This window comes from Pseudomonas sp. TWR1-1-3, from assembly GCF_049896805.1.
Classification (GTDB): Bacteria; Pseudomonadota; Gammaproteobacteria; order Pseudomonadales; family Pseudomonadaceae; genus Aquipseudomonas; species Aquipseudomonas bubulae.
In genome coordinates, this window is sequence record NZ_JAFCUZ010000001.1 from 123,192 (window position 1) to 141,191 (window position 18,000).

At 59.9% G+C, this 18,000-nt stretch carries 17 protein-coding genes and 1 other RNA gene; 6 read left to right on the forward strand and 12 right to left on the reverse strand.

From position 1 onward, the window contains the following. Positions 1 to 112 precede the first annotated feature (112 nt). The 6 genes from zipA (at position 113) to recR (ending at position 7,203) form a co-directional block, all read left to right on the forward strand. Complete coding sequence (gene zipA, locus ACP7BE_RS00475) at positions 113 to 994, forward strand: cell division protein ZipA (RefSeq protein WP_095002768.1); 882 nt, start codon at positions 113 to 115, stop codon at positions 992 to 994. A gap of 95 nt (positions 995 to 1,089) precedes the next feature. After that, positions 1,090 to 3,450, forward strand: coding sequence for an NAD-dependent DNA ligase LigA (ligA, locus tag ACP7BE_RS00480; protein ID WP_426104241.1), 2,361 nt, complete (start codon positions 1,090 to 1,092; stop codon positions 3,448 to 3,450). Positions 3,451 to 3,695: 245 nt separating this feature from the next. Continuing rightward, positions 3,696 to 3,792: signal recognition particle sRNA small type (ffs, locus tag ACP7BE_RS00485), an RNA gene on the forward strand. A 222-nt stretch (positions 3,793 to 4,014) separates the two neighbouring features. Then, positions 4,015 to 6,066, forward strand: a complete 2,052-nt coding sequence (gene dnaX, locus ACP7BE_RS00490) for a DNA polymerase III subunit gamma/tau (protein WP_426104243.1) — start codon at positions 4,015 to 4,017, stop codon at positions 6,064 to 6,066. Positions 6,067 to 6,143: 77 nt separating this feature from the next. Then, complete coding sequence (locus ACP7BE_RS00495) at positions 6,144 to 6,482, forward strand: YbaB/EbfC family nucleoid-associated protein (RefSeq protein ID WP_095002765.1); 339 nt, start codon at positions 6,144 to 6,146, stop codon at positions 6,480 to 6,482. 118 nt (positions 6,483 to 6,600) lie between these two features. Next, on the forward strand, positions 6,601 to 7,203 hold the full coding sequence (recR, locus tag ACP7BE_RS00500; protein WP_016780292.1) for a recombination mediator RecR: 603 nt from the start codon (positions 6,601 to 6,603) through the stop codon (positions 7,201 to 7,203). 121 nt (positions 7,204 to 7,324) lie between these two features. On the opposite strand, the gene ACP7BE_RS00505 is transcribed toward recR, so the two are convergent. The 12 genes from ACP7BE_RS00505 to ACP7BE_RS00560 form a co-directional block, all read right to left on the reverse strand. Continuing rightward, positions 7,325 to 7,870 carry an adenine phosphoribosyltransferase gene (locus ACP7BE_RS00505; RefSeq protein WP_095002764.1) on the reverse strand — a complete coding sequence of 182 codons (546 nt, stop codon included), beginning with the start codon at positions 7,868 to 7,870 and terminating at the stop codon, positions 7,325 to 7,327. Between the two features lie 53 nt (positions 7,871 to 7,923). Next, positions 7,924 to 8,658, reverse strand: a complete 735-nt coding sequence (gene fnr / locus ACP7BE_RS00510; RefSeq protein WP_029611340.1) for a fumarate/nitrate reduction transcriptional regulator Fnr — start codon at positions 8,656 to 8,658, stop codon at positions 7,924 to 7,926. Positions 8,659 to 8,778: 120 nt separating this feature from the next. After that, on the reverse strand, positions 8,779 to 10,161 hold the full coding sequence (hemN, locus tag ACP7BE_RS00515) for an oxygen-independent coproporphyrinogen III oxidase (RefSeq protein WP_095002763.1): 1,383 nt from the start codon (positions 10,159 to 10,161) through the stop codon (positions 8,779 to 8,781). Between the two features lie 196 nt (positions 10,162 to 10,357). Continuing rightward, on the reverse strand, positions 10,358 to 11,041 hold the full coding sequence (locus ACP7BE_RS00520; RefSeq protein ID WP_095025020.1) for a sulfite exporter TauE/SafE family protein: 684 nt from the start codon (positions 11,039 to 11,041) through the stop codon (positions 10,358 to 10,360). Next, complete coding sequence (gene ccoS, locus ACP7BE_RS00525) at positions 11,034 to 11,264, reverse strand: cbb3-type cytochrome oxidase assembly protein CcoS (protein WP_095002761.1); 231 nt, start codon at positions 11,262 to 11,264, stop codon at positions 11,034 to 11,036. Before ccoS ends, ACP7BE_RS00520 begins: the two co-directional genes overlap by 8 nt. Before the next feature lie 20 nt (positions 11,265 to 11,284). Continuing rightward, complete coding sequence (locus ACP7BE_RS00530; protein WP_426104247.1) at positions 11,285 to 13,735, reverse strand: heavy metal translocating P-type ATPase; 2,451 nt, start codon at positions 13,733 to 13,735, stop codon at positions 11,285 to 11,287. A 106-nt stretch (positions 13,736 to 13,841) separates the two neighbouring features. Then, positions 13,842 to 14,384, reverse strand: coding sequence for a FixH family protein (locus ACP7BE_RS00535; RefSeq protein WP_095002759.1), 543 nt, complete (start codon positions 14,382 to 14,384; stop codon positions 13,842 to 13,844). Positions 14,385 to 14,395: 11 nt separating this feature from the next. Then, the gene (gene ccoG, locus ACP7BE_RS00540; protein WP_095002758.1) at positions 14,396 to 15,811 is read right to left on the reverse strand and encodes a cytochrome c oxidase accessory protein CcoG; all 1,416 of its coding nucleotides are present in this window, start codon (positions 15,809 to 15,811) and stop codon (positions 14,396 to 14,398) included. A gap of 215 nt (positions 15,812 to 16,026) precedes the next feature. Continuing rightward, complete coding sequence (locus tag ACP7BE_RS00545) at positions 16,027 to 16,437, reverse strand: type II toxin-antitoxin system VapC family toxin (RefSeq protein WP_095002757.1); 411 nt, start codon at positions 16,435 to 16,437, stop codon at positions 16,027 to 16,029. Then, positions 16,437 to 16,688 carry a type II toxin-antitoxin system Phd/YefM family antitoxin gene (locus tag ACP7BE_RS00550; protein WP_095002756.1) on the reverse strand — a complete coding sequence of 84 codons (252 nt, stop codon included), beginning with the start codon at positions 16,686 to 16,688 and terminating at the stop codon, positions 16,437 to 16,439. Before ACP7BE_RS00550 ends, ACP7BE_RS00545 begins: the two co-directional genes overlap by 1 nt. A 143-nt stretch (positions 16,689 to 16,831) precedes the next feature. Further along, positions 16,832 to 17,809, reverse strand: coding sequence for a cytochrome-c oxidase, cbb3-type subunit III (gene ccoP / locus ACP7BE_RS00555; RefSeq protein ID WP_095002755.1), 978 nt, complete (start codon positions 17,807 to 17,809; stop codon positions 16,832 to 16,834). Continuing rightward, positions 17,806 to 17,997, reverse strand: coding sequence for a CcoQ/FixQ family Cbb3-type cytochrome c oxidase assembly chaperone (locus ACP7BE_RS00560; RefSeq protein WP_003447209.1), 192 nt, complete (start codon positions 17,995 to 17,997; stop codon positions 17,806 to 17,808). Before ACP7BE_RS00560 ends, ccoP begins: the two co-directional genes overlap by 4 nt. Positions 17,998 to 18,000 lie beyond the last annotated feature (3 nt).

Sequence of the window (18,000 nt, forward strand, 5' to 3'; positions counted from 1 at the left end):
CTAATTTTTTTGTACGTGGGTAAAACGCCATTCAGAACATAGAGTTGGCGCCACGTTTTAAAGGGCTTTAGGCTCTTCTTCATAGAATCATTTTTTAGGGGCAAGGGATTACATGGAAATCGGTCTGCGCGAATGGCTGATAGTCATCGGCATAGTGGTAATCGCCGGTATTCTTTTTGATGGCTGGCGCCGCATGCGTGGTGGCAAAGGCAAGCTCAAGTTTCGACTTGATCGCAGTTTTTCCAATGCCCCTGACGACGAGCACAGCCCTGAGTTGTTGGGCCCGTCACGGGTGCTGGATACGCCAACCCATAAAGAGCCGCAACTTGATGAGCACGACTTGCCATCGGTCAGCATGCCTGCACGGGACAAAGGTGCCAAGCGCGGCAAGCGTGGTGGTGAGCCGAGCCAGGGTGACCTGAACCTTGATCTTGAACTGGATGAAGGCCCGAGCATCAGCGCCCGTGATGATGATCATGTAGCGCCAGTCAAGCCGGCGCGTGGTCGTGCCAAGCCGAGCGTAGCGGACGTTGAAGTCAAGGAGCCTGCACCGCAGCAGGCCGCCGAAGAAGTGCTGGTGATCAGCGTGATCAGCCGTGACCCGGCAGGCTTCAAAGGTCCGGCACTGTTGCAGAACATCCTCGAAAGCGGTTTGCGTTTTGGCGAGATGGATATTTTCCATCGCCACGAAAGCATGGCCGGTAATGGCGAAGTGCTGTTCTCCATGGCCAATGCGGTGAAACCGGGTGTATTCGACCTGGATGATATTGACCTGTTCAGTACGCCAGCTGTCAGCTTTTTCCTTGGTTTGCCCGGCCCGCGCCATCCCAAGCAGGCTTTTGATGTGATGGTTGCCGCTGCACGCAAGCTGTCCCAGGAGCTCAATGGTGAGCTTAAAGATGACCAGCGCAGTGTGTTGACGGCCCAGACTATCGAGCATTACCGCCAGCGCATCGTTGAATTCGAGCGCCGTGCCCTGACTCAAAAACGCTGAACATGTGGGGGCGGCTTGCCTGCTCCACCCACATGCAGCATGAATAACACAAGGAGCAGCCTCGGCTGCTCTTTTGCTTTGTGAGAGAACACCCCATGACCGCCGCCAATACCCGCATTCTAGAGCTGCGCGCTGAACTGGATCAGCATAATTACCGCTACCATGTACTCGACGAGCCAAGCATTCCGGACGCCGAGTACGATCGCCTGTTCCGCGAGCTGAAGGCCCTGGAGGCCGAACATCCTGAGCTGGTGACCGCCGACTCGCCCACTCAGCGCGTTGGCAGCGCAGCCTTGTCTGCCTTTACTCAGGTGCGTCACGAAGTGCCCATGCTGAGCCTGGGTAACGCATTCGATGAAACCGATATGCGCGAATTCGATCGCCGTGTCAGCGAGGGCCTGGATCTGCCCGCGGGCGATCTGTTTGGTGGCGGCGCTGAAGTTGAATACAGCTGTGAGCCCAAGCTGGACGGGCTGGCAGTCAGCTTGTTGTACCGTGATGGCAGCCTGGTGCGTGGTGCCACGCGGGGTGATGGCACTACCGGTGAAGATATCAGCGTCAACGTACGCACCGTGCGCAATATTCCGCTCAAGCTGCATGGCAGCGGCTGGCCAGCGGTGCTGGAAGTGCGTGGCGAAGTGTTTATGTCCAAGGCCGGCTTTGAACGTCTTAATGAATCTCAGCTGGCTGCTGGGGGCAAGACCTTTGCCAATCCGCGCAACGCAGCGGCGGGCAGCTTGCGTCAGCTGGATTCGAAGATCACGGCCAGCCGCCCGCTGGAATTTTGCTGCTACGGTCTGGGGCAGGTCTCTGAAGAGTTTTCGGACACCCATATCGGCAACCTCAAACAATTGCAGCAATGGGGCATGCCTATCAGTCATGAGCTGAAGCTGGCAAAGGGGATTGCCGAGTGCCTGGACTATTACCGTGATATCGGTGAGCGTCGTGCTTCCTTGCCCTACGAGATCGACGGAGTGGTGTTCAAGGTCAACAGCCTGGCGTCGCAGCGCGAGCTGGGCTTTCGTGCGCGTGAACCGCGCTGGGCCATCGCGCACAAGTTTCCGGCCATGGAGGAACTGACCGAGTTGCTGGATGTTGAGTTTCAGGTCGGACGCACCGGTGCAGTAACGCCCGTGGCGCGTCTCAAACCGGTCAAGGTGGCCGGGGTGACCGTATCCAATGCCACCCTGCACAATATGGATGAAGTGGCGCGGCTAGGCCTGATGATTGGCGATACCGTGATTATTCGCCGTGCTGGTGATGTTATCCCGCAGGTTGTGCAGGTGGTGCTGGAGCGTCGCCCTGAAGATGCCCGGCCGGTGCAGATCCCTGAAAGCTGTCCGGTGTGCGGCTCCCACGTTGAGCGCACGCAGCTGATCAAGCGCAGCAAGGGCCGTGAAACCGTCAGCGAAGGTGCGGTGTACCGCTGTGTCGGCCGGCTGGCCTGTGGTGCCCAGCTTAAACAGGCGATCATTCATTTTGTTTCGCGCCGGGCGATGGACATTGAAGGCCTGGGGGAAAAAAGTGTCGAGCAGTTGGTCGATGAGGGCCTGGTGAGTTCGCCGGCAGACCTCTATACCCTGCAGTTCGAGCAGATCGTCGACCTCGAAGGCTTTGCCGAGCTGTCGAGCAAGAACTTGCTGCAGGCCATCGCCGACAGCAAGCGTCCGACGTTGGCGCGTTTTATCTACGCATTGGGCATTCCTGATGTGGGCGAAGAGACTGCCAAGGTGCTGGCGCGTTCATTGGCCTCCCTGGAGCGTGTGCAGCGGGCGTTGCCGCAAGTGCTTACCTACCTGCCGGACGTGGGCCTGGAAGTGGCGCACGAGATTCATAGTTTCTTCAGTGACGCACACAACCAGCAGGTGATTGATCAACTGCTGGAGCGTGGTCTTGAGTTGCAGGATCAGGGTGAGCTGGGCGCCGAGTTTGCCGCCAGCACAACCTTGGGCGGGCTGATAGACAAGTTGCATATTCCTTCGGTGGGGCCGGGCGGGGCGCAAAAACTGGCCGACAGGTTTGGCTCCCTTGAAGGGGTGATCACTGCAGACTGGCTCGATATGCGCCAGGCCTTGCCGGAAAAACAGGCCAAGGCGGTACGCGATTTCTTCGATAACCCTGAAAATGCCCGTATGGCGCTGGCAATCGAAGCGCAACTGCGTGATTTCGGCATGCACTGGCACAGCGAGAAAAAGGCCGTGGAAGGTTTGCCGCTGGCAGGCCAGACCTGGGTGTTGACCGGCTCGCTGGAATTAATGAGTCGCGATGTGGCCAAGGACAAGCTGGAAAGTCTGGGGGCCAAGGTTTCGGGCTCGGTGTCGGGCAAGACCCATTGCGTCGTAGCGGGGCCGGGAGCAGGCTCCAAGCTGGCCAAGGCCAACGAGCTGGGGCTCAAGGTGCTGGATGAAGAAGCTTTTGTCGCGTTTTTGAGCGAACAGGGTATTTCGATTACGTAATGGCTGTGGCAGCGGGCTTGCTCGCGATGCAGGCGACGCGGTGTCTCAGTTGAGCCGCGCAGAAGCCATCGCGAGCAAGCCCGCTCCCACAAATGACCTGTGCCGGGTTGCGAGGCGGTGTTTCAACCCGAATCCAAGTGCTTGAGCCCATTCATTTTTTTATTCTTGCCGCAGCGGTTGTAAGTTTTTCTCAGACAGGTACAATGGCGCCGTTCGCTGCTAAGCGGATTTTGTTATGGTGACCCTATCGGTCCCCCCGCAACGATTACCCGTGAACCTGGTCAGATCCGGAAGGAAGCAGCCACAGCGGGAACATTGTGTGCCGGGGTGTGGCTGGTGGGGTTGCCTCCATTTTAAACCCGCAGTTCTGTCGGGTTCGAACCAAACTCCAAATCTTGCAGTCAAGCCTTGTTCGACGGTCAAAAGACCGGGCGATGATTTTCTGTGCGTGGGTAAAAAGGTCTATGCCAAGGCTGCGCGCAGTTAAACGTGCGCATCGGATGCAATTTTGCCCTTGCTCCGCTAGCATTAGCCCCCTCCGCTTTTCTGACGCGACGGTTATCAATGAGTTATCAGGTTCTTGCACGTAAATGGCGTCCGCGCTCGTTCCGCGAAATGGTCGGCCAGACCCATGTGCTCAAGGCTCTGATCAATGCCCTGGACAGTCAGCGCCTGCACCACGCTTACCTTTTCACCGGTACCCGTGGCGTCGGCAAGACCACCATTGCGCGGATCATCGCCAAATGCCTGAACTGTGAAACAGGTATCACCTCGACTCCCTGTGGCGAGTGCTCCGTGTGCCGTGAAATCGATGAGGGGCGCTTTGTCGACCTGATCGAAATCGACGCCGCCAGCCGCACCAAGGTCGAGGACACCCGCGAACTGCTCGACAACGTGCAGTACGCGCCGAGCCGCGGGCGCTTCAAGGTCTACCTGATCGACGAAGTGCACATGCTCTCCAGCCATTCGTTCAATGCGCTGCTCAAGACTCTTGAAGAGCCGCCGCCTTACGTCAAGTTCATCCTCGCGACCACCGACCCGCAGAAATTGCCGGCCACGATCCTGTCGCGCTGCCTGCAGTTTTCGCTGAAGAACATGACACCCGAGCGCGTGGTCGAGCATTTGACCCACGTTCTCAGTGTCGAAAACGTGCCGTTTGAAGATGATGCGCTGTGGCTGCTCGGTCGCGCCGCCGATGGCTCGATGCGTGATGCCATGAGCCTCACCGATCAGGCCATTGCCTTCGGTGAGGGCAAGGTACTGGCGGGTGATGTGCGGACGATGCTCGGTACGCTGGATCACGGTCAGGTGTTCGACCTGTTGCACGCCTTGATCGAAGGTGATGCCAGGGCCATGCTCGAGGCCGTTCGCCATCTGTCCGAGCAGGGCCCGGACTGGAATGGCGTGCTGTCCGAGATCCTCAACGTCTTCCATCGCGTGGCCATTGCCCAGGCGCTGCCCGAAGGCGTCGATAATGGTCACGGCGACCGCGATCGCGTCTTGGCCCTGGCCAAGGCGTTGCCTGCCGAAGATGTGCAATTTTATTACCAGATGGGCCTGATTGGCCGGCGCGATTTGCCGCTGGCGCCAGACCCGCGTGGTGGCTTTGAAATGGTCCTGCTGCGAATGCTGGCCTTCCGCCCGGCAGACACCGGCAACGCGCCGAGTCAGCCGCTAAAGCCAGTGGGGATCAGCCAGGCCACAGTTGATTCCGCCCCAACCGTGGCGGCCACGTTCCCTGTCGAGCCAGTGCTGGCCGCGCCGGCACCGGTGGCAGTGCAACCGGTACCGCCTGTGGTCGAAGCGGTTGCCGAGCCTGTACAGGCGCCCAAGGCTCCGTCAGTGGCGGAAAAGGACTTGCCCTGGAACGAGCCGGCTGCCCCGATGATCGAGGTCAAGGTTGCGCCCGAGTCGGTGCTGGACACTATTGGCGAGCCTCCTGAGTTGCCGCCGATGCCGCTGCCGACGCCGGACAGTGTGGTGCCGGATGCGCCGGAGTGGATCGCGGCGCCGCTTCCAGAGCCGACCGTCGAGCAGGTGGACGCAGCGGTGTCGGGCATGGATCGTGACGACGAGCCGCCCCTGGACGAAGACTACATTGAGCCGGACATGGATTCGGCGGCCTACAGCTACCTCGACGAGCTGGCCAGTGAGCATGCCAGCGAGCCAGCGCCTGCGCCCGAACCGCTGCCTGCGGCGATGCCGGCGACCGGTCTGGCCCTTGAATGGCTGGAGATGTTCCCCAAATTACCGGTGTCGGGCATGACCGCCAGCATTGGTGCCAACTGCACGCTGATTGCAGTTGAGGGTGATGACTGGCTGTTGCATCTGGACCCGGCCCACAGCGCGTTGTTCAACCTGACCCAGCAGCGTCGACTCAACGATGCACTGAACCAGTTCACTCAGCGTACACTCAAAGTCACGATTGAGCTGGTCAAGCCGGAGCAGGAAACCCCGGCCCAGGCGGCTTCGCGTTTTCGCGCAGAGCGCCAGCGTCTGGCCGAAGAGTCGATCCATGCCGACCCGGTGGTCCGGCAGATGGTCGAGCAGTTCGGTGCGGCCGTACGCGAAGATACGATTCAACCTTTAGAGGTGGCTCAGGCTCAAGTGTCGTAACGCCAGAGCAGAAACTTACAGCCCGCAGTCGTTTTGATTGCGGGTGCATTGTCAAAATAACGTTTGAGGTGATTCCCATGATGAAAGGTGGCATGGCCGGCCTGATGAAGCAGGCGCAGCAGATGCAGGAAAAAATGGCCAAGATGCAGGAAGAGCTGGCCAATGCTGAAGTCACCGGCAAGGCGGGTGGCGATATGGTCACTGTGGTCATGACCGGCCGTCATGACGTCAAGCGGGTGAGCATTGACCCGACTTTGCTGGAAGGTGTGAGCGAAGACGACCGCGAAGTGCTGGAAGACCTGTTCGCCGCAGCGGTCAACGACGCCGTGCGCAAGATCGAAGCCAACAGCCAGGACAAAATGTCTGGTGTGACCGCCGGCATGCAACTGCCGCCGGGCATGAAGATGCCGTTCTAAGGCATGCTGAAATGCCAGGCCATGAGCCTGGCATTTTTTTGCCTGTTTTACGGGTATTTGACGCTAGCTCACACCGAGGGTATAAACCGCGTCTCGTTGTTTTGTCGGACCTTTCCTTATGAGCTTTAGCCCTCTAATTCGCCAACTGATCGATGCCTTGCGTACCTTGCCGGGCGTGGGTCAAAAGACCGCCCAGCGCATGGCGTTGCAATTGCTTGAGCGTGATCGCAGTGGCGGCTCGCGCCTGGCCCTGGCGCTGACTCAGGCGATGGAAGGCGTGGGGCATTGCCGTTTGTGCAGAACCCTGACCGAAGATGATCTGTGCCCGCAGTGTGCCGATGTGCGCCGGGATGACACCTTGCTGTGCGTGGTCGAGGGGCCGATGGACGTGTATGCCGTGGAACAGACCGGTTATCGCGGCCGTTACTTTGTGCTCAAGGGGCATTTGTCGCCGCTCGATGGTTTAGGCCCTGAGGCGATAGGCATTCCGCAATTGATGGCGCGTATTGCAGAGCAGGGTACGTTTGCGGAGGTGATCCTGGCCACCAATCCAACGGTTGAGGGCGAGGCCACTGCGCATTACATCGCCCAGTTGCTGAGCAACAAAGGCCTGATAGCGTCGCGTATCGCCCACGGTGTGCCGCTGGGTGGCGAGCTGGAACTGGTGGATGGCGGTACTTTGGCGCACTCGTTCTCGGGGCGTCGGCCGATTACGCTCTGATTGCGATTGCAGGGGAGAGGGGACTCCTGTGGGAGCGGGCTTGCTCGCGATGCAGGCACCGCGGTATTCAGTTGAACCGCGCTGATGCCATCGCGAGCAAGCCCGCTCCCACGTGTCGGTATTACTCGGTCAACGAAAATTCCGTCAGACAGAAAGTAGGCACACCCAAATCCTGCAAGCGCTGCGAACCGCCCAGTTCGGGCAGGTCGATAATGGCCGCTGCTTCAAACACCTGCGCACCCATGCGTCGCACCAGGTTAGCTGCCGCAATCAGCGTGCCGCCCGTAGCAATCAGGTCATCGACGATCAGCAGCGAGTCGCCCTCGCACAGGCTGTCGGCGTGAACCTCCAGAAACGCTTCGCCATATTCCGTCTGATAGCCTTCGGCCAAAACGTCTGCGGGCAATTTGCCCTGTTTGCGAAACAGGATCAGCGGTTTATTGAGCTGGTGGGCCAGTACCGAGCCGATCAGGAAGCCGCGGGCATCCATGGCGCCGATATGGCTGAAGTCAGCCTCGACGTAGCGCTCGATAAAGCTGTCGGCGATCACGCGCATGGCGCGGGGCGACTGGTAGAGGGGGGTGATGTCGCGAAAGATGACGCCCGGCTTGGGGAAATCAATAACCGGGCGAATCAGGGTTTTGAGGCAAAAATCGTCGGAGACCATATCGGGCTGTCCTGGGGAGCGTTAAGCGCGCCAGTATAACCCGTCAGGCCGTGTCAAACCTCCAGCGAACCACCGGCCAGGGCACACAGCTTGATCGGGTCAAGAATATGCACTTCCTTGCCTTCGGCAGTGATCAACTGGTTTTCCTGCAGGCGGGTAAACACGCGGGACACGGTTTCAACGGCCAGGCCCAGATAGTTGCCGATTTCGTTGCGCGACATGCTCAGGCGGAACTGATTGGCCGAGAAGCCGCGAGCACGAAAACGCGCAGACAGGTTGACCAGGAACGTGGCGATACGTTCGTCGGCGGTTTTTTTCGACAGCAGCAACATCATTTGCTGATCGTCGCGGATTTCGCGGCTCATCACACGCATCAGCTGGCGACGCAGTTGCGGCAGTTGCACGGAGAGTTCGTCGAGGCGTTCGAAAGGGATTTCGCATACCGGTGTAGTCTCTAGCGCCTGGGCCGATACCGGGTAGGTTTCAGTGTCCATACCCGACAGGCCGACCAGTTCGCTGGGCAGGTGGAAGCCGGTAATTTGCTCTTCACCGTTGTCGCTCAGGCTGAAGGTTTTCAGTGCGCCGGAACGTACCGCGTAAACCGAGCCAAACGTGTCGCCCTGGCGGAACAGGAACTCGCCTTTTTTCAGTGGGCGGCCGCGCTTGACGATTTCTTCCAGCGCATCCATGTCTTCCAGGTTCAACGAAAGTGGCAAACAGAGTGGGGCCAGGCTGCAATCCTTGCACTGTGCCTGAGTGTGAGCGCGCACTTTTACTGGCTCGGACATTTCTTAAATCCTTGTAGGAAAACACACATAAGATGCAAGGGTAACCCAGCGTGGGGGGGCTAGACCAGCCGCACCATGCCAGGGCACTCATCTCATGCTGTAGAGGTCGTGTTTGCGACCTTAGATCACCCGCGAATAGCGCTGACGGGTTTGTTGCTCAAGGTAAGCGTCGAACACCATGCACACCGAGCGCACCAGCAGCCTGCCAGCAGGCAACACAGTCAGTTGCTGGTCGTCCAGGGCGATCAGGCCGTCGGCGGCCATGGTCTTGAGCGTCGGCCACTGAGGGGCAAAATAGCCGCGAAAGTCGATATTGAACGCCTGCTCCACGGTCGCGAATGGCAGGTGCAAATTGCAGATGATCTGCTGGATGACCTCGCGACGGATACGGTCATCCTGATTGCATACCAGGCCACGGCTGGTGGCGAGCTGGCCGCTGGCCAGGGTGTGCTGGTATTTGGCCAGGTCGCTGTCATTTTGGCAGTACAGGTCGCCGATCTGGCTGATGGCGGAGACACCAAGCCCGATCAGGTCGCAATGGCCGTGGGTGGTATAACCCTGGAAGTTGCGTTGCAGGGTTGATTCTTCCTGGGCGATGGCCAGTTCATCGTCTGGCAGGGCGAAATGATCCATGCCGATATAGCGGTAGCCGGCGCCGGTCAGTTGCTCGATGGTGCGCTCCAGCATCTGTAGCTTGGCGGCAGGCGAGGGCAGGTCGCTGGTGTTGATGCGTCGTTGGGGCATGAAGCGTTCAGGCAAGTGCGCGTAGTTGAACACCGACAGGCGATCGGGCTGCAGGCTGATCACTTCTTCAACGGTGCGGGCAAAGGCTTCCGGGGTCTGCTTGGGCAGGCCGTAGATCAGGTCGATATTGATCGAGCGAAATTGCAGCGTGCGTGCAGCGTCGATCACTGCCCGGGTCTCTTCCAGGCTTTGCAGGCGATTGACCGCCCTTTGCACGTCCGGGTCGAGGTCTTGCAGGCCGATGCTGACACGGTTGAAGCCCAGTTCACGCAACAGGCCCATGGTCGACCAGTCGGCTTCGCGGGGGTCGATTTCGATGCCGTAGTCGCCGGAGTCGTCGTCCAGCAGATTGAATTGCTGACGCAGCTTGGCCATCAGTTGGCGCAATTCGTCGTGGCTAAGAAAAGTCGGGGTGCCGCCGCCAAAGTGCAGTTGCTCGACCTTCTGCCTGGGGTCGAGGTGGCAGGCGATCATCTGGATTTCCTGCTCGAGTTTCTGCAGGTAGGGCTGGGCCCGGCCACGGTCTTTGGTAATGACCTTGTTGCAGGCGCAGTAATAGCAAATATTGGCGCAAAACGGCACGTGCACATACAACGACAGCGGGCGCAGTGCCTTGCGGCTTTCGCGCAGGGCGTGCAGCAGGTCGAACGGGCTGACCTGGCTGTTGAACTGCATGGCTGTCGGGTATGAGGTGTAGCGCGGTCCGGCAAGATCGTAGCGGCGGATCAATTCTGGGTCCCAACGAATGGCGTCGAGCATGCGGGCATTCCCCTGGGATGGCTGGCAATGCTCCGGATTCTAGGGGGTGGGTCGTTGTAGCATCTTGATTTGCATCAACAGCTGTGATTGGCAAGTTCACCTGTGGGAGCGAGCTTGCTCGCGATACCGGCGACGCAATCTGTCAGGCAAATCGCGGTGATGCCATCGCGAGCAAGCTCGCTCCCACGGGTTCTGTCTAGTGCCCCATCAACCAGTGCTGATGCGGGCCGGGCAGGGTCCAGATACCGAACAGGATCACCAGTAATCCTCCAGCCATGCGCACGCTGCGTTTGCGCAGCACTGCGGTGACACGTTCTGCGGCAAGGCCGGTGGCCAGCAGCACGGGCCAGGTGCCCAGCCCGAACCCCAGCATCAGTAATGCACTGTCGATTGCGCTGCCCTGGCTGGCGGACCAGATCAACGTGCTGTACACCAGCCCGCAGGGCAGCCAGCCCCACAGTGCCCCCAGCAGCAAGGCGCGGGGCAGGCTAGTGACCGGCAACAAGCGGCTGGCCACCGGCTGGATATGCCGCCACAGGCCGCGGCCCAGGCTTTCAATGCGGGTCAGGCCGCTCCACCAGCCGGCGAGGTACAGGCCCATGCAAATCAGCAGCAAACCGGCGAGGATGCGCATAAACATGGCCGCCGGGCTGTTGGCCACAGCCCAGCCTGCCAGCCCCAGCAGTAGTCCTGCTGTGGCATAGCTGAGAATTCGGCCAAGGTTGTAGGCCAGCAGCAGCCTGAAGCGTCGGCTGCGTTGCTCTTTGGGGATGGCCAGCGTCAGCGCGCCCATCAGACCGCCGCACATGCCCAGGCAGTGTCCGCCCCCGAGCAGGCCCAGGATAACGGCCGATACCAGCAGCGGGGCCAGCTCAAGCATGGGGCGGGGCTTTTTTGTCGGTGTCGCTGGCCGACTCCGGGTGCAGGTTTTTGGCTTCTTCGACGGCAGCGGTATGCTGCGGATCCTGGTCATCGAACAGGATGCTGTGGGCTGGGCTGTCCAGGTCATCATACTGGCCGCTGTCGACTGCCCAGAAGAAGATAAAGATGCAGATGGCGACAATCAGCAGGGCCGCCGGAATCATGATGTAAAGCGCTGGCATAAGGGCTCCAGGGGACCGGGTCAAGCCGGTAGCGGGCGAGAGTGTGGCATGGCTGGAGTATGCGCCTGGGCGGGCATGCGCGTCAGGCGCAAGGCGTTGAGCACCACGGTCAGTGAGCTGATCGACATGCCGATGGCGGCCCAGATCGGAGTAATCCAGCCCAGTGCGGCGAATGGCAGCATCAGGCCATTGTAGAGTCCGGCCCACAACAGGTTTTCGATGATCACCCGTCGGGTCCGTCGCGCCAGGCTGAACGCTTGCACCAGCGCGTCTAGGCGGTTAGACAGCAGCACCGCATCGGCGCTGGTTTTCGCCAGGTCGGTCGCCGAGCCCATGGCCACGCTGATATCAGCAGCGGCGAGCACAGGTACATCGTTGACACCATCCCCCAGCATCAGCACCTTGCGGCCTTGGGCGTGCAGTTTTTGCAAGACCTGCAATTTGTCATCCGGGCGCAAGCCGCCCTGAGCTTCATCGATCCCCAGTTCAGCAGCCACGCTGGCGACCATCGGCGAACTGTCCCCCGACAGCAGCAGCGTGTGCCAGCCGCGGGCCTTGCACGCTGCCAGCAATGCCGGGGCATCGTCCCGCAGGCGGTCGTCCAGAACAAACCAGGCCAGCACGCCTTGGGTGTCGCCCAGCAGCAGCCATTGGCCGGGTTCGTCCGGCATGTCCGGGATCGGGCACTGGCTCAGCTCACAGGCAAATCCTGGCTGGCCTATGCGCAAGCGCTGCTCGCCGACCAGCCCTTCAAGGCCCAGTCCAGGCACGCTGCGTACTTCTTCAGCGGCTTGCGCAGCGCGGCCAAACGCACGGGCAATCGGGTGCTCGGAGCGGTTTTCCAGAGCGGCCGCAAGGGCCAGGCAGTGGTCGCTGTCCAGCTCGCGCAAAGGGCGAATGGCCCGCAGCGCCAGGCGTCCTTCAGTCAGGGTGCCGGTCTTGTCGAAAATCACTGTGTCGATCTGGTTCAGGCCTTCGATCACATGGCCACGGGTCAGTAGCAGGCCCAGCTTGTGCAGGGTGCCGGTAGCGGCGGTGAGTGCGGTCGGCGTCGCCAGCGACAAAGCGCAAGGGCAGGTGGCGACCAGCATCGCCAGGACAATCCAGAAGGCCCGTGATGCATCAAGTTGCCACCACCACAGGCCGATACCCGCAGCAGCGATCAATGAGAACAGCAGGAACCACTGCGCGGCCTTGTCGGCAATCTCCGCAAGGCGAGGTTTTTCGCTTTGAGCGCGATCAAGCAGGCGCACGATGGCGGACAGGCGCGTGTCCTGGCCCAGCGCCATGACTTCAACGGTCAGCGCGCCTTCCACATTCAGGGTGCCGGCCGTGACGGCGTCGCCAATCTGCCGTGGTTGTGGCAGGTATTCGCCAGTCAGCAGGGATTCGTCGATGCTGGACTGACCATCCAGGATCTTGCCGTCAGCCGGCAGGATTGAGCCGGGGTGCACCAGCACCCGGTCGCCGACCTTGAGTTCAGTCAGCAGAATGCGTTCGCTTTGCCCGTCAGCGCTCAGGCGCAGGCATGAGGCTGGCAGCAGGTTGACCAATTGCGCAGTGGCGGCGGCGGTGCGCTCGCGGGCGCGGCGCTCCAGATAGCGGCCGGCCAGCAAAAACAGGGCAAACATGCCCACAGCATCGAAATACAGCTCGCCGACGCCGGTGATGGCCGTCCAGATCCCGGCGATATAAGCACCGCCGATGGCCAGGGAGACTGACACATCCATGGTCAGGTGGCGGGTGCGCAGGTCGCGCATGGCGCCTTTGAAAAATGGGGCGCAACTGTAGAACACGATAGGTGTTGTCAGAAACAACGCTACCCAGCGCAGGATGGTGTGCATCTCGGGGCTGAGGTCGATATTGAACTCTGGCCAGGTGGCCATGGTAGCCATCATGGCCTGAAACCACAGCAGCCCGGCGACACCGAGCTGGCGCAAGGCCAGGCGGTTTTCGCTGGCCAATTGTTCGGTGGCGCGGTCGGCCTGGTACGGGTGCGCGGCATAGCCGATATGGCGCAGTTCGCTGAGGACTTCACTCAATGGCAGTTGGCTATCGTCCCAGCGTACCTGCAGGCGATGGTTGGACAGGTTGAGTCGCGCTTCACTGACGGCTGGCAGATGGCGCAGGTGCTTTTCGATCAGCCAGCCACAGGCGGCGCAGCTGATGCCTTCGATCAACAGGGTGGTTTCGGCTTGCTCGCCCTCATGTCGGACAAAGGGTTTTTGCACGTCGGGGCGGTCATACAGCGCCAACTCTTCAACCAGTTGCACGGGCAGGGCTTGAGGGTTGGCGGATGCTTCACTGCGGTGCTGGTAATAGCTTTCGAGACCGCCGGCGACGATAGCCTCGGCCACTGCCTGGCAGCCAGGGCAGCAGAACTCGCGAACTTCGCCCAGAACAACGGCGGTAAACCGGCTGCCGGGGGGGGCGGGCAGGGCGCAGTGATAGCAGGGAACGGGAGTGGTCATAGCGCTCTATCGCGATATTGTGTCACCAGAAAATACGTCATCGCGGACAAGACCGCTCCCACAGGGTTCGCGCATCCCTGTGGGAGCGGGCTTGCCCGCGATGGGGTTATTTCGACTTGTGGTCTTCAGCGCCTTGAATGGGCTCGTCGCCCAGCAGCAGGTCCTTGTCGTGGCCGACCAGTTCTTCTTCGAACAGGCGCCAGGTCTTGCCATCTTCAACACCCAGCAGCTCAACAAAGCGGCGACCTTCAATCTTGTCATCCAGTTGGCCGATATAGCGACCCGGTTCCGTTGCGCTCTGGCTCAGGCTGACCTTGCGGTCTTTTTCCGGCTGGGTCGGTGAAATCAGGTTCAGTTCCAGCACTTGCGGCTTGCTGTTGCCCTCAAGCAGCAGCACGACTTCGCCGGTCATTTCATCCAGGCGCAACTTGGCTTTGAGTTGCAGGGTCTGGCCCAGCAGCTCACGGTCCAGTGCCCGATTGATGCCTTTGCCCGCCTCGTAGTAATTATCGTTGACCAGGTTGTCCGGGTTGTTCACGGCAATGGTGACCATCGACAGGGTCAGGGTTACCGAGCAGGCCAGGATGGCAATGATGATCCATGGCCAGATGTGCTTGTACCAGGGGCTGGAAGCATTTGCTGCGGGCATGTCGAGTTCTCTTATCTGATTTGTGGGCCGATGAATCGGCTCTTGGCTTTAACGTTGACGTCGTTGTTGTCGGCGTCCTTGAGGATAAAGAACACCTCGTTGGTACTCGACGGCAGCTTCTCGGGGGCAATTGACAGCTCGACCGGCAGGCTGACGATATCGCCGGCCGCGACCTTGATTTCGCGTTTGCCCTGCAGCTTGAGATCCGGCAGGCCGGTGGCCTCCAGCACGTAGGTGTGGTCGTGCTGGTCCTTGTTCATGATCTTCAGGCTGTAGACGTTTTCGATCCGCCCTTCGGCGTTCTCGCGATACAGCACGCGGTCTTTGCTCACGTCGAAGCCTACCAGCGTGCGGGTAAAGAACGCAGCGGCCAGCAGACCCATCATGGTCAGCAATACCAGGGCATAGCCGATCAGGCGCGGACGCAGCTTATGGGTTTTCTGGCCTGAGAGGTTGTGCTCGGTGGTGTAGCTGATCAAGCCGCGGGGGTAGTTCATCTTGTCCATGATGCTGTCGCAGGCATCGATACAGGCCGCGCAGCCGATGCACTCGATCTGCAAGCCATCGCGGATATCAATCCCGGTCGGGCATACCTGCACGCACATGGTGCAGTCGATGCAGTCGCCCAGGCCCATGGCCTTGTAGTCGGCGTCCTTTTTGCGCGGGCCACGGACTTCACCACGGCGCGGGTCGTAGGAAACGATCAGGGTGTCTTTATCAAACATCACGCTCTGGAAGCGCGCATACGGGCACATATAGATGCACACCTGCTCGCGCAGCCAGCCGGCGTTGCCATAGGTGGCGAGGGTGAAGAAGCCGACCCAGAAATACGCCCAGCCATCAGCCTGACCAGTGAAGAAGTCGATCACCAGTTCGCGGATGGGTGAGAAGTAGCCGACAAAGGTCATGCCGGTGACAAAGCCGATCAATAGCCAGAGTGTGTGCTTGCTGAACTTGCGCACAAACTTGTTGGCGCTCATCGGTGCCTTGTCGAGCTTGATGCGCTGGTTGCGGTCGCCTTCAGTGACCTTCTCGCACCACATGAACACCCACGTCCAAACGCTTTGCGGGCAGGTGTAGCCGCACCACACGCGCCCGGCGTAAACCGTAATAAAGAACAGGCCAAAGGCCGCGACGATCAGCAGCCCCGAGAGCAGGATAAAATCCTGTGGCCAGAAAGTGGCGCCAAAAATAAAGAATTTGCGTTCGGGCAGGTTCCACCACACCGCCTGGTGACCGCCCCAGTTGAGCCATACCGTACCGAAATACAGCAGGAACAACAGCGCTCCGCCACCAATGCGCAGATTGCGGAAAAGCCCGGTAAAGGCGCGGGTGTAGATTTTCTCCCTGGCCGCGTACAGATCAGTGCTTTCAGCGGGTTTTTTGGCAGGTGGAGTGACGTTGTGTACAGGAATCTGATTGCTCATTAGTGCGTCCCACGGCAGTGGAAAATGCCTCGGTCAGTACGTGCCGACCGCGGTCAGAAGGTGTTGCGATAGCGTAATGATACCCCTGTGACTCTAGCTCAAGGGTGCGACCTTTGGTCGCGTTCCGGAAAATGGCAAGTTGGTATAGGAGTTGTAACAACTCATGACATGGATCAATTGACTTACACCTACAGGTGAGTTGCGTTCTGGCCGAGTCAAAGCTCCCAAGGGTTGAGTACAGGGGCGCCGCTAAAGGCAAAGTCCCGGGTATTGCGGGTAACCACGGTCATGTCATGCACCAGTGCGGTGGCCGCGATCAGGGCGTCGCATTCATTGCTGCGGTCAGGCACATGCAGGCGGGCGCAGCGTCTGGCAACGGCGCCATCGACTGACAGCACGCGCCCGGCAAAAGCAGACATAACATGTACTTCAAGCCAGTTGCGCAAGGGGGCTGCCTGCTCCGGGTCGCGGCGCTCCAGGCGCAAGATGCCAGTTTCGATTTCCAGCAGGGTAATGGCCGAGATATACAGTTTGTAAGCCGGGACGCTGCGGGCCCAGGCCACCACTGCAGGGTCGGCCTGGGTTTTGCGCAGTTCAGAAACTACGTTGGTATCGAGCAGGAACATTAGAAATCCACTGGGCGCGGCGTGATGACTGCGCGTTCGGGTTCGAATTCAACCGGCGTTGTTTCGGGCATCACCAGCAGGTCGACAATGCTGGTGTCCAGGCCGGTTAGCCGTTGGTACTCCTCCATGCATAGCAGTACATGGGCGGGGCGGCCACGGTCCGTGATGTAAACAGGCCCTTGTTGCGATGCTTTTTTGGCACCGCTTGTGTCCTGGTTGAATTCGCGGCTTGAAATGGTGGTGATGGTCATGGGCTGATCCTCCCCAAAAATACAATGTAGAAACGTTACTACCTTGTGGGTGCGTACGGCAATAGCTGCTGCAGCCCTGAAACAAAATGGCCCCGCCAACTGTCGTTGGCGGGGCCATTTTTTGCAGCGTTCAAACTAACGCGTTACTCGTCTGTCTTGGCTTCATCACCATGGGACAGGCTGTACACGTAGGCAGCCAGCAAGTGAACCTTGTCGTTCCCCTGCAGGTCAGCCTGGGCAGGCATCTGGCCCTGACGGCCGTAGCGGATGGTCTGCTGCAGTTGAGCAAAGCTCGAACCGTAGATAAACGCCCCCGGGTGAGTCAGGTTGGGTGCGCCCATCAGCGGGTTGCCCTTGCCCTCCGGCCCGTGGCAAACCGCACAGTTGGTCGCGTAGATTTCCTTGCCTTTGGCAGGGTCGGCTTTCGCGCCTTCTGGCAGCTTGCGCCCGTCGAGACTGGTCAGCACATAGGCGGCCACGTCGCTGACGCCTTGCTCACCGATCACTTCGGACCAGCCCGGCATGACCGCGTGACGGCCGGCCATGATGGTGGTCTTGATGTCGGCAGGCGTCCCGCCCCAGCGCCAGTCGGCGTCGGTCAGGTTGGGGAAGCCGTAGGCGCCTTTGGCGTCGGAGCCGTGGCACACCGAACAGTTGGAGGCGAACAGGCGGCCACCCATTTTCAGTGCTTGCGGGTCCTTGGCCACTTCTTCGATGGGCATGGCTGCGAATTTGGCGAAGATCGGCCCAAACTTGGCGTCCGATTTGGCCATTTCCTTTTCCCACTCGTGTACACCGGTCCAGCCGGTCTGACCATTGGCAAACGGCGTCTGCTCTTTGGTGTCCAGGTACTGGTAGCCCGGCAGCAGGCCTTTCCAGTTACCCAGGCCCGGGTACAGCACAAGGTAGCCGAGGGCGAAAATGACGGTGCCCACAAACAGCATGAACCACCATTTCGGCATTGGGTTGTCGTACTCTTCGATGCCGTCGAACGCGTGGCCGACTTTCTCGTCGGTCTGCTCGCTGCGCTGGCCCTTGCGGGTGGCCAGCAACAACCAGGTCAGGGCGAAGATGGTACCCAGAGTGAGGACTGTAACGTACAGACTCCAGAACGTAGTCATTCTTTGTTACTCCTAGAAGCTTGCTCTTGCTCGACGTGCTTGATGGCTTCGGGATCATCCTTGAACGGCAACAGGGTCGCGTCGTCAAATTCTGACTTGCGTCGCGGGCTGAATACCCACAATGCCAAACCGATAAAAGCCACCATCACGACGACAGTGCCCAGGCCACGAATCATCCCGATATCCATTCA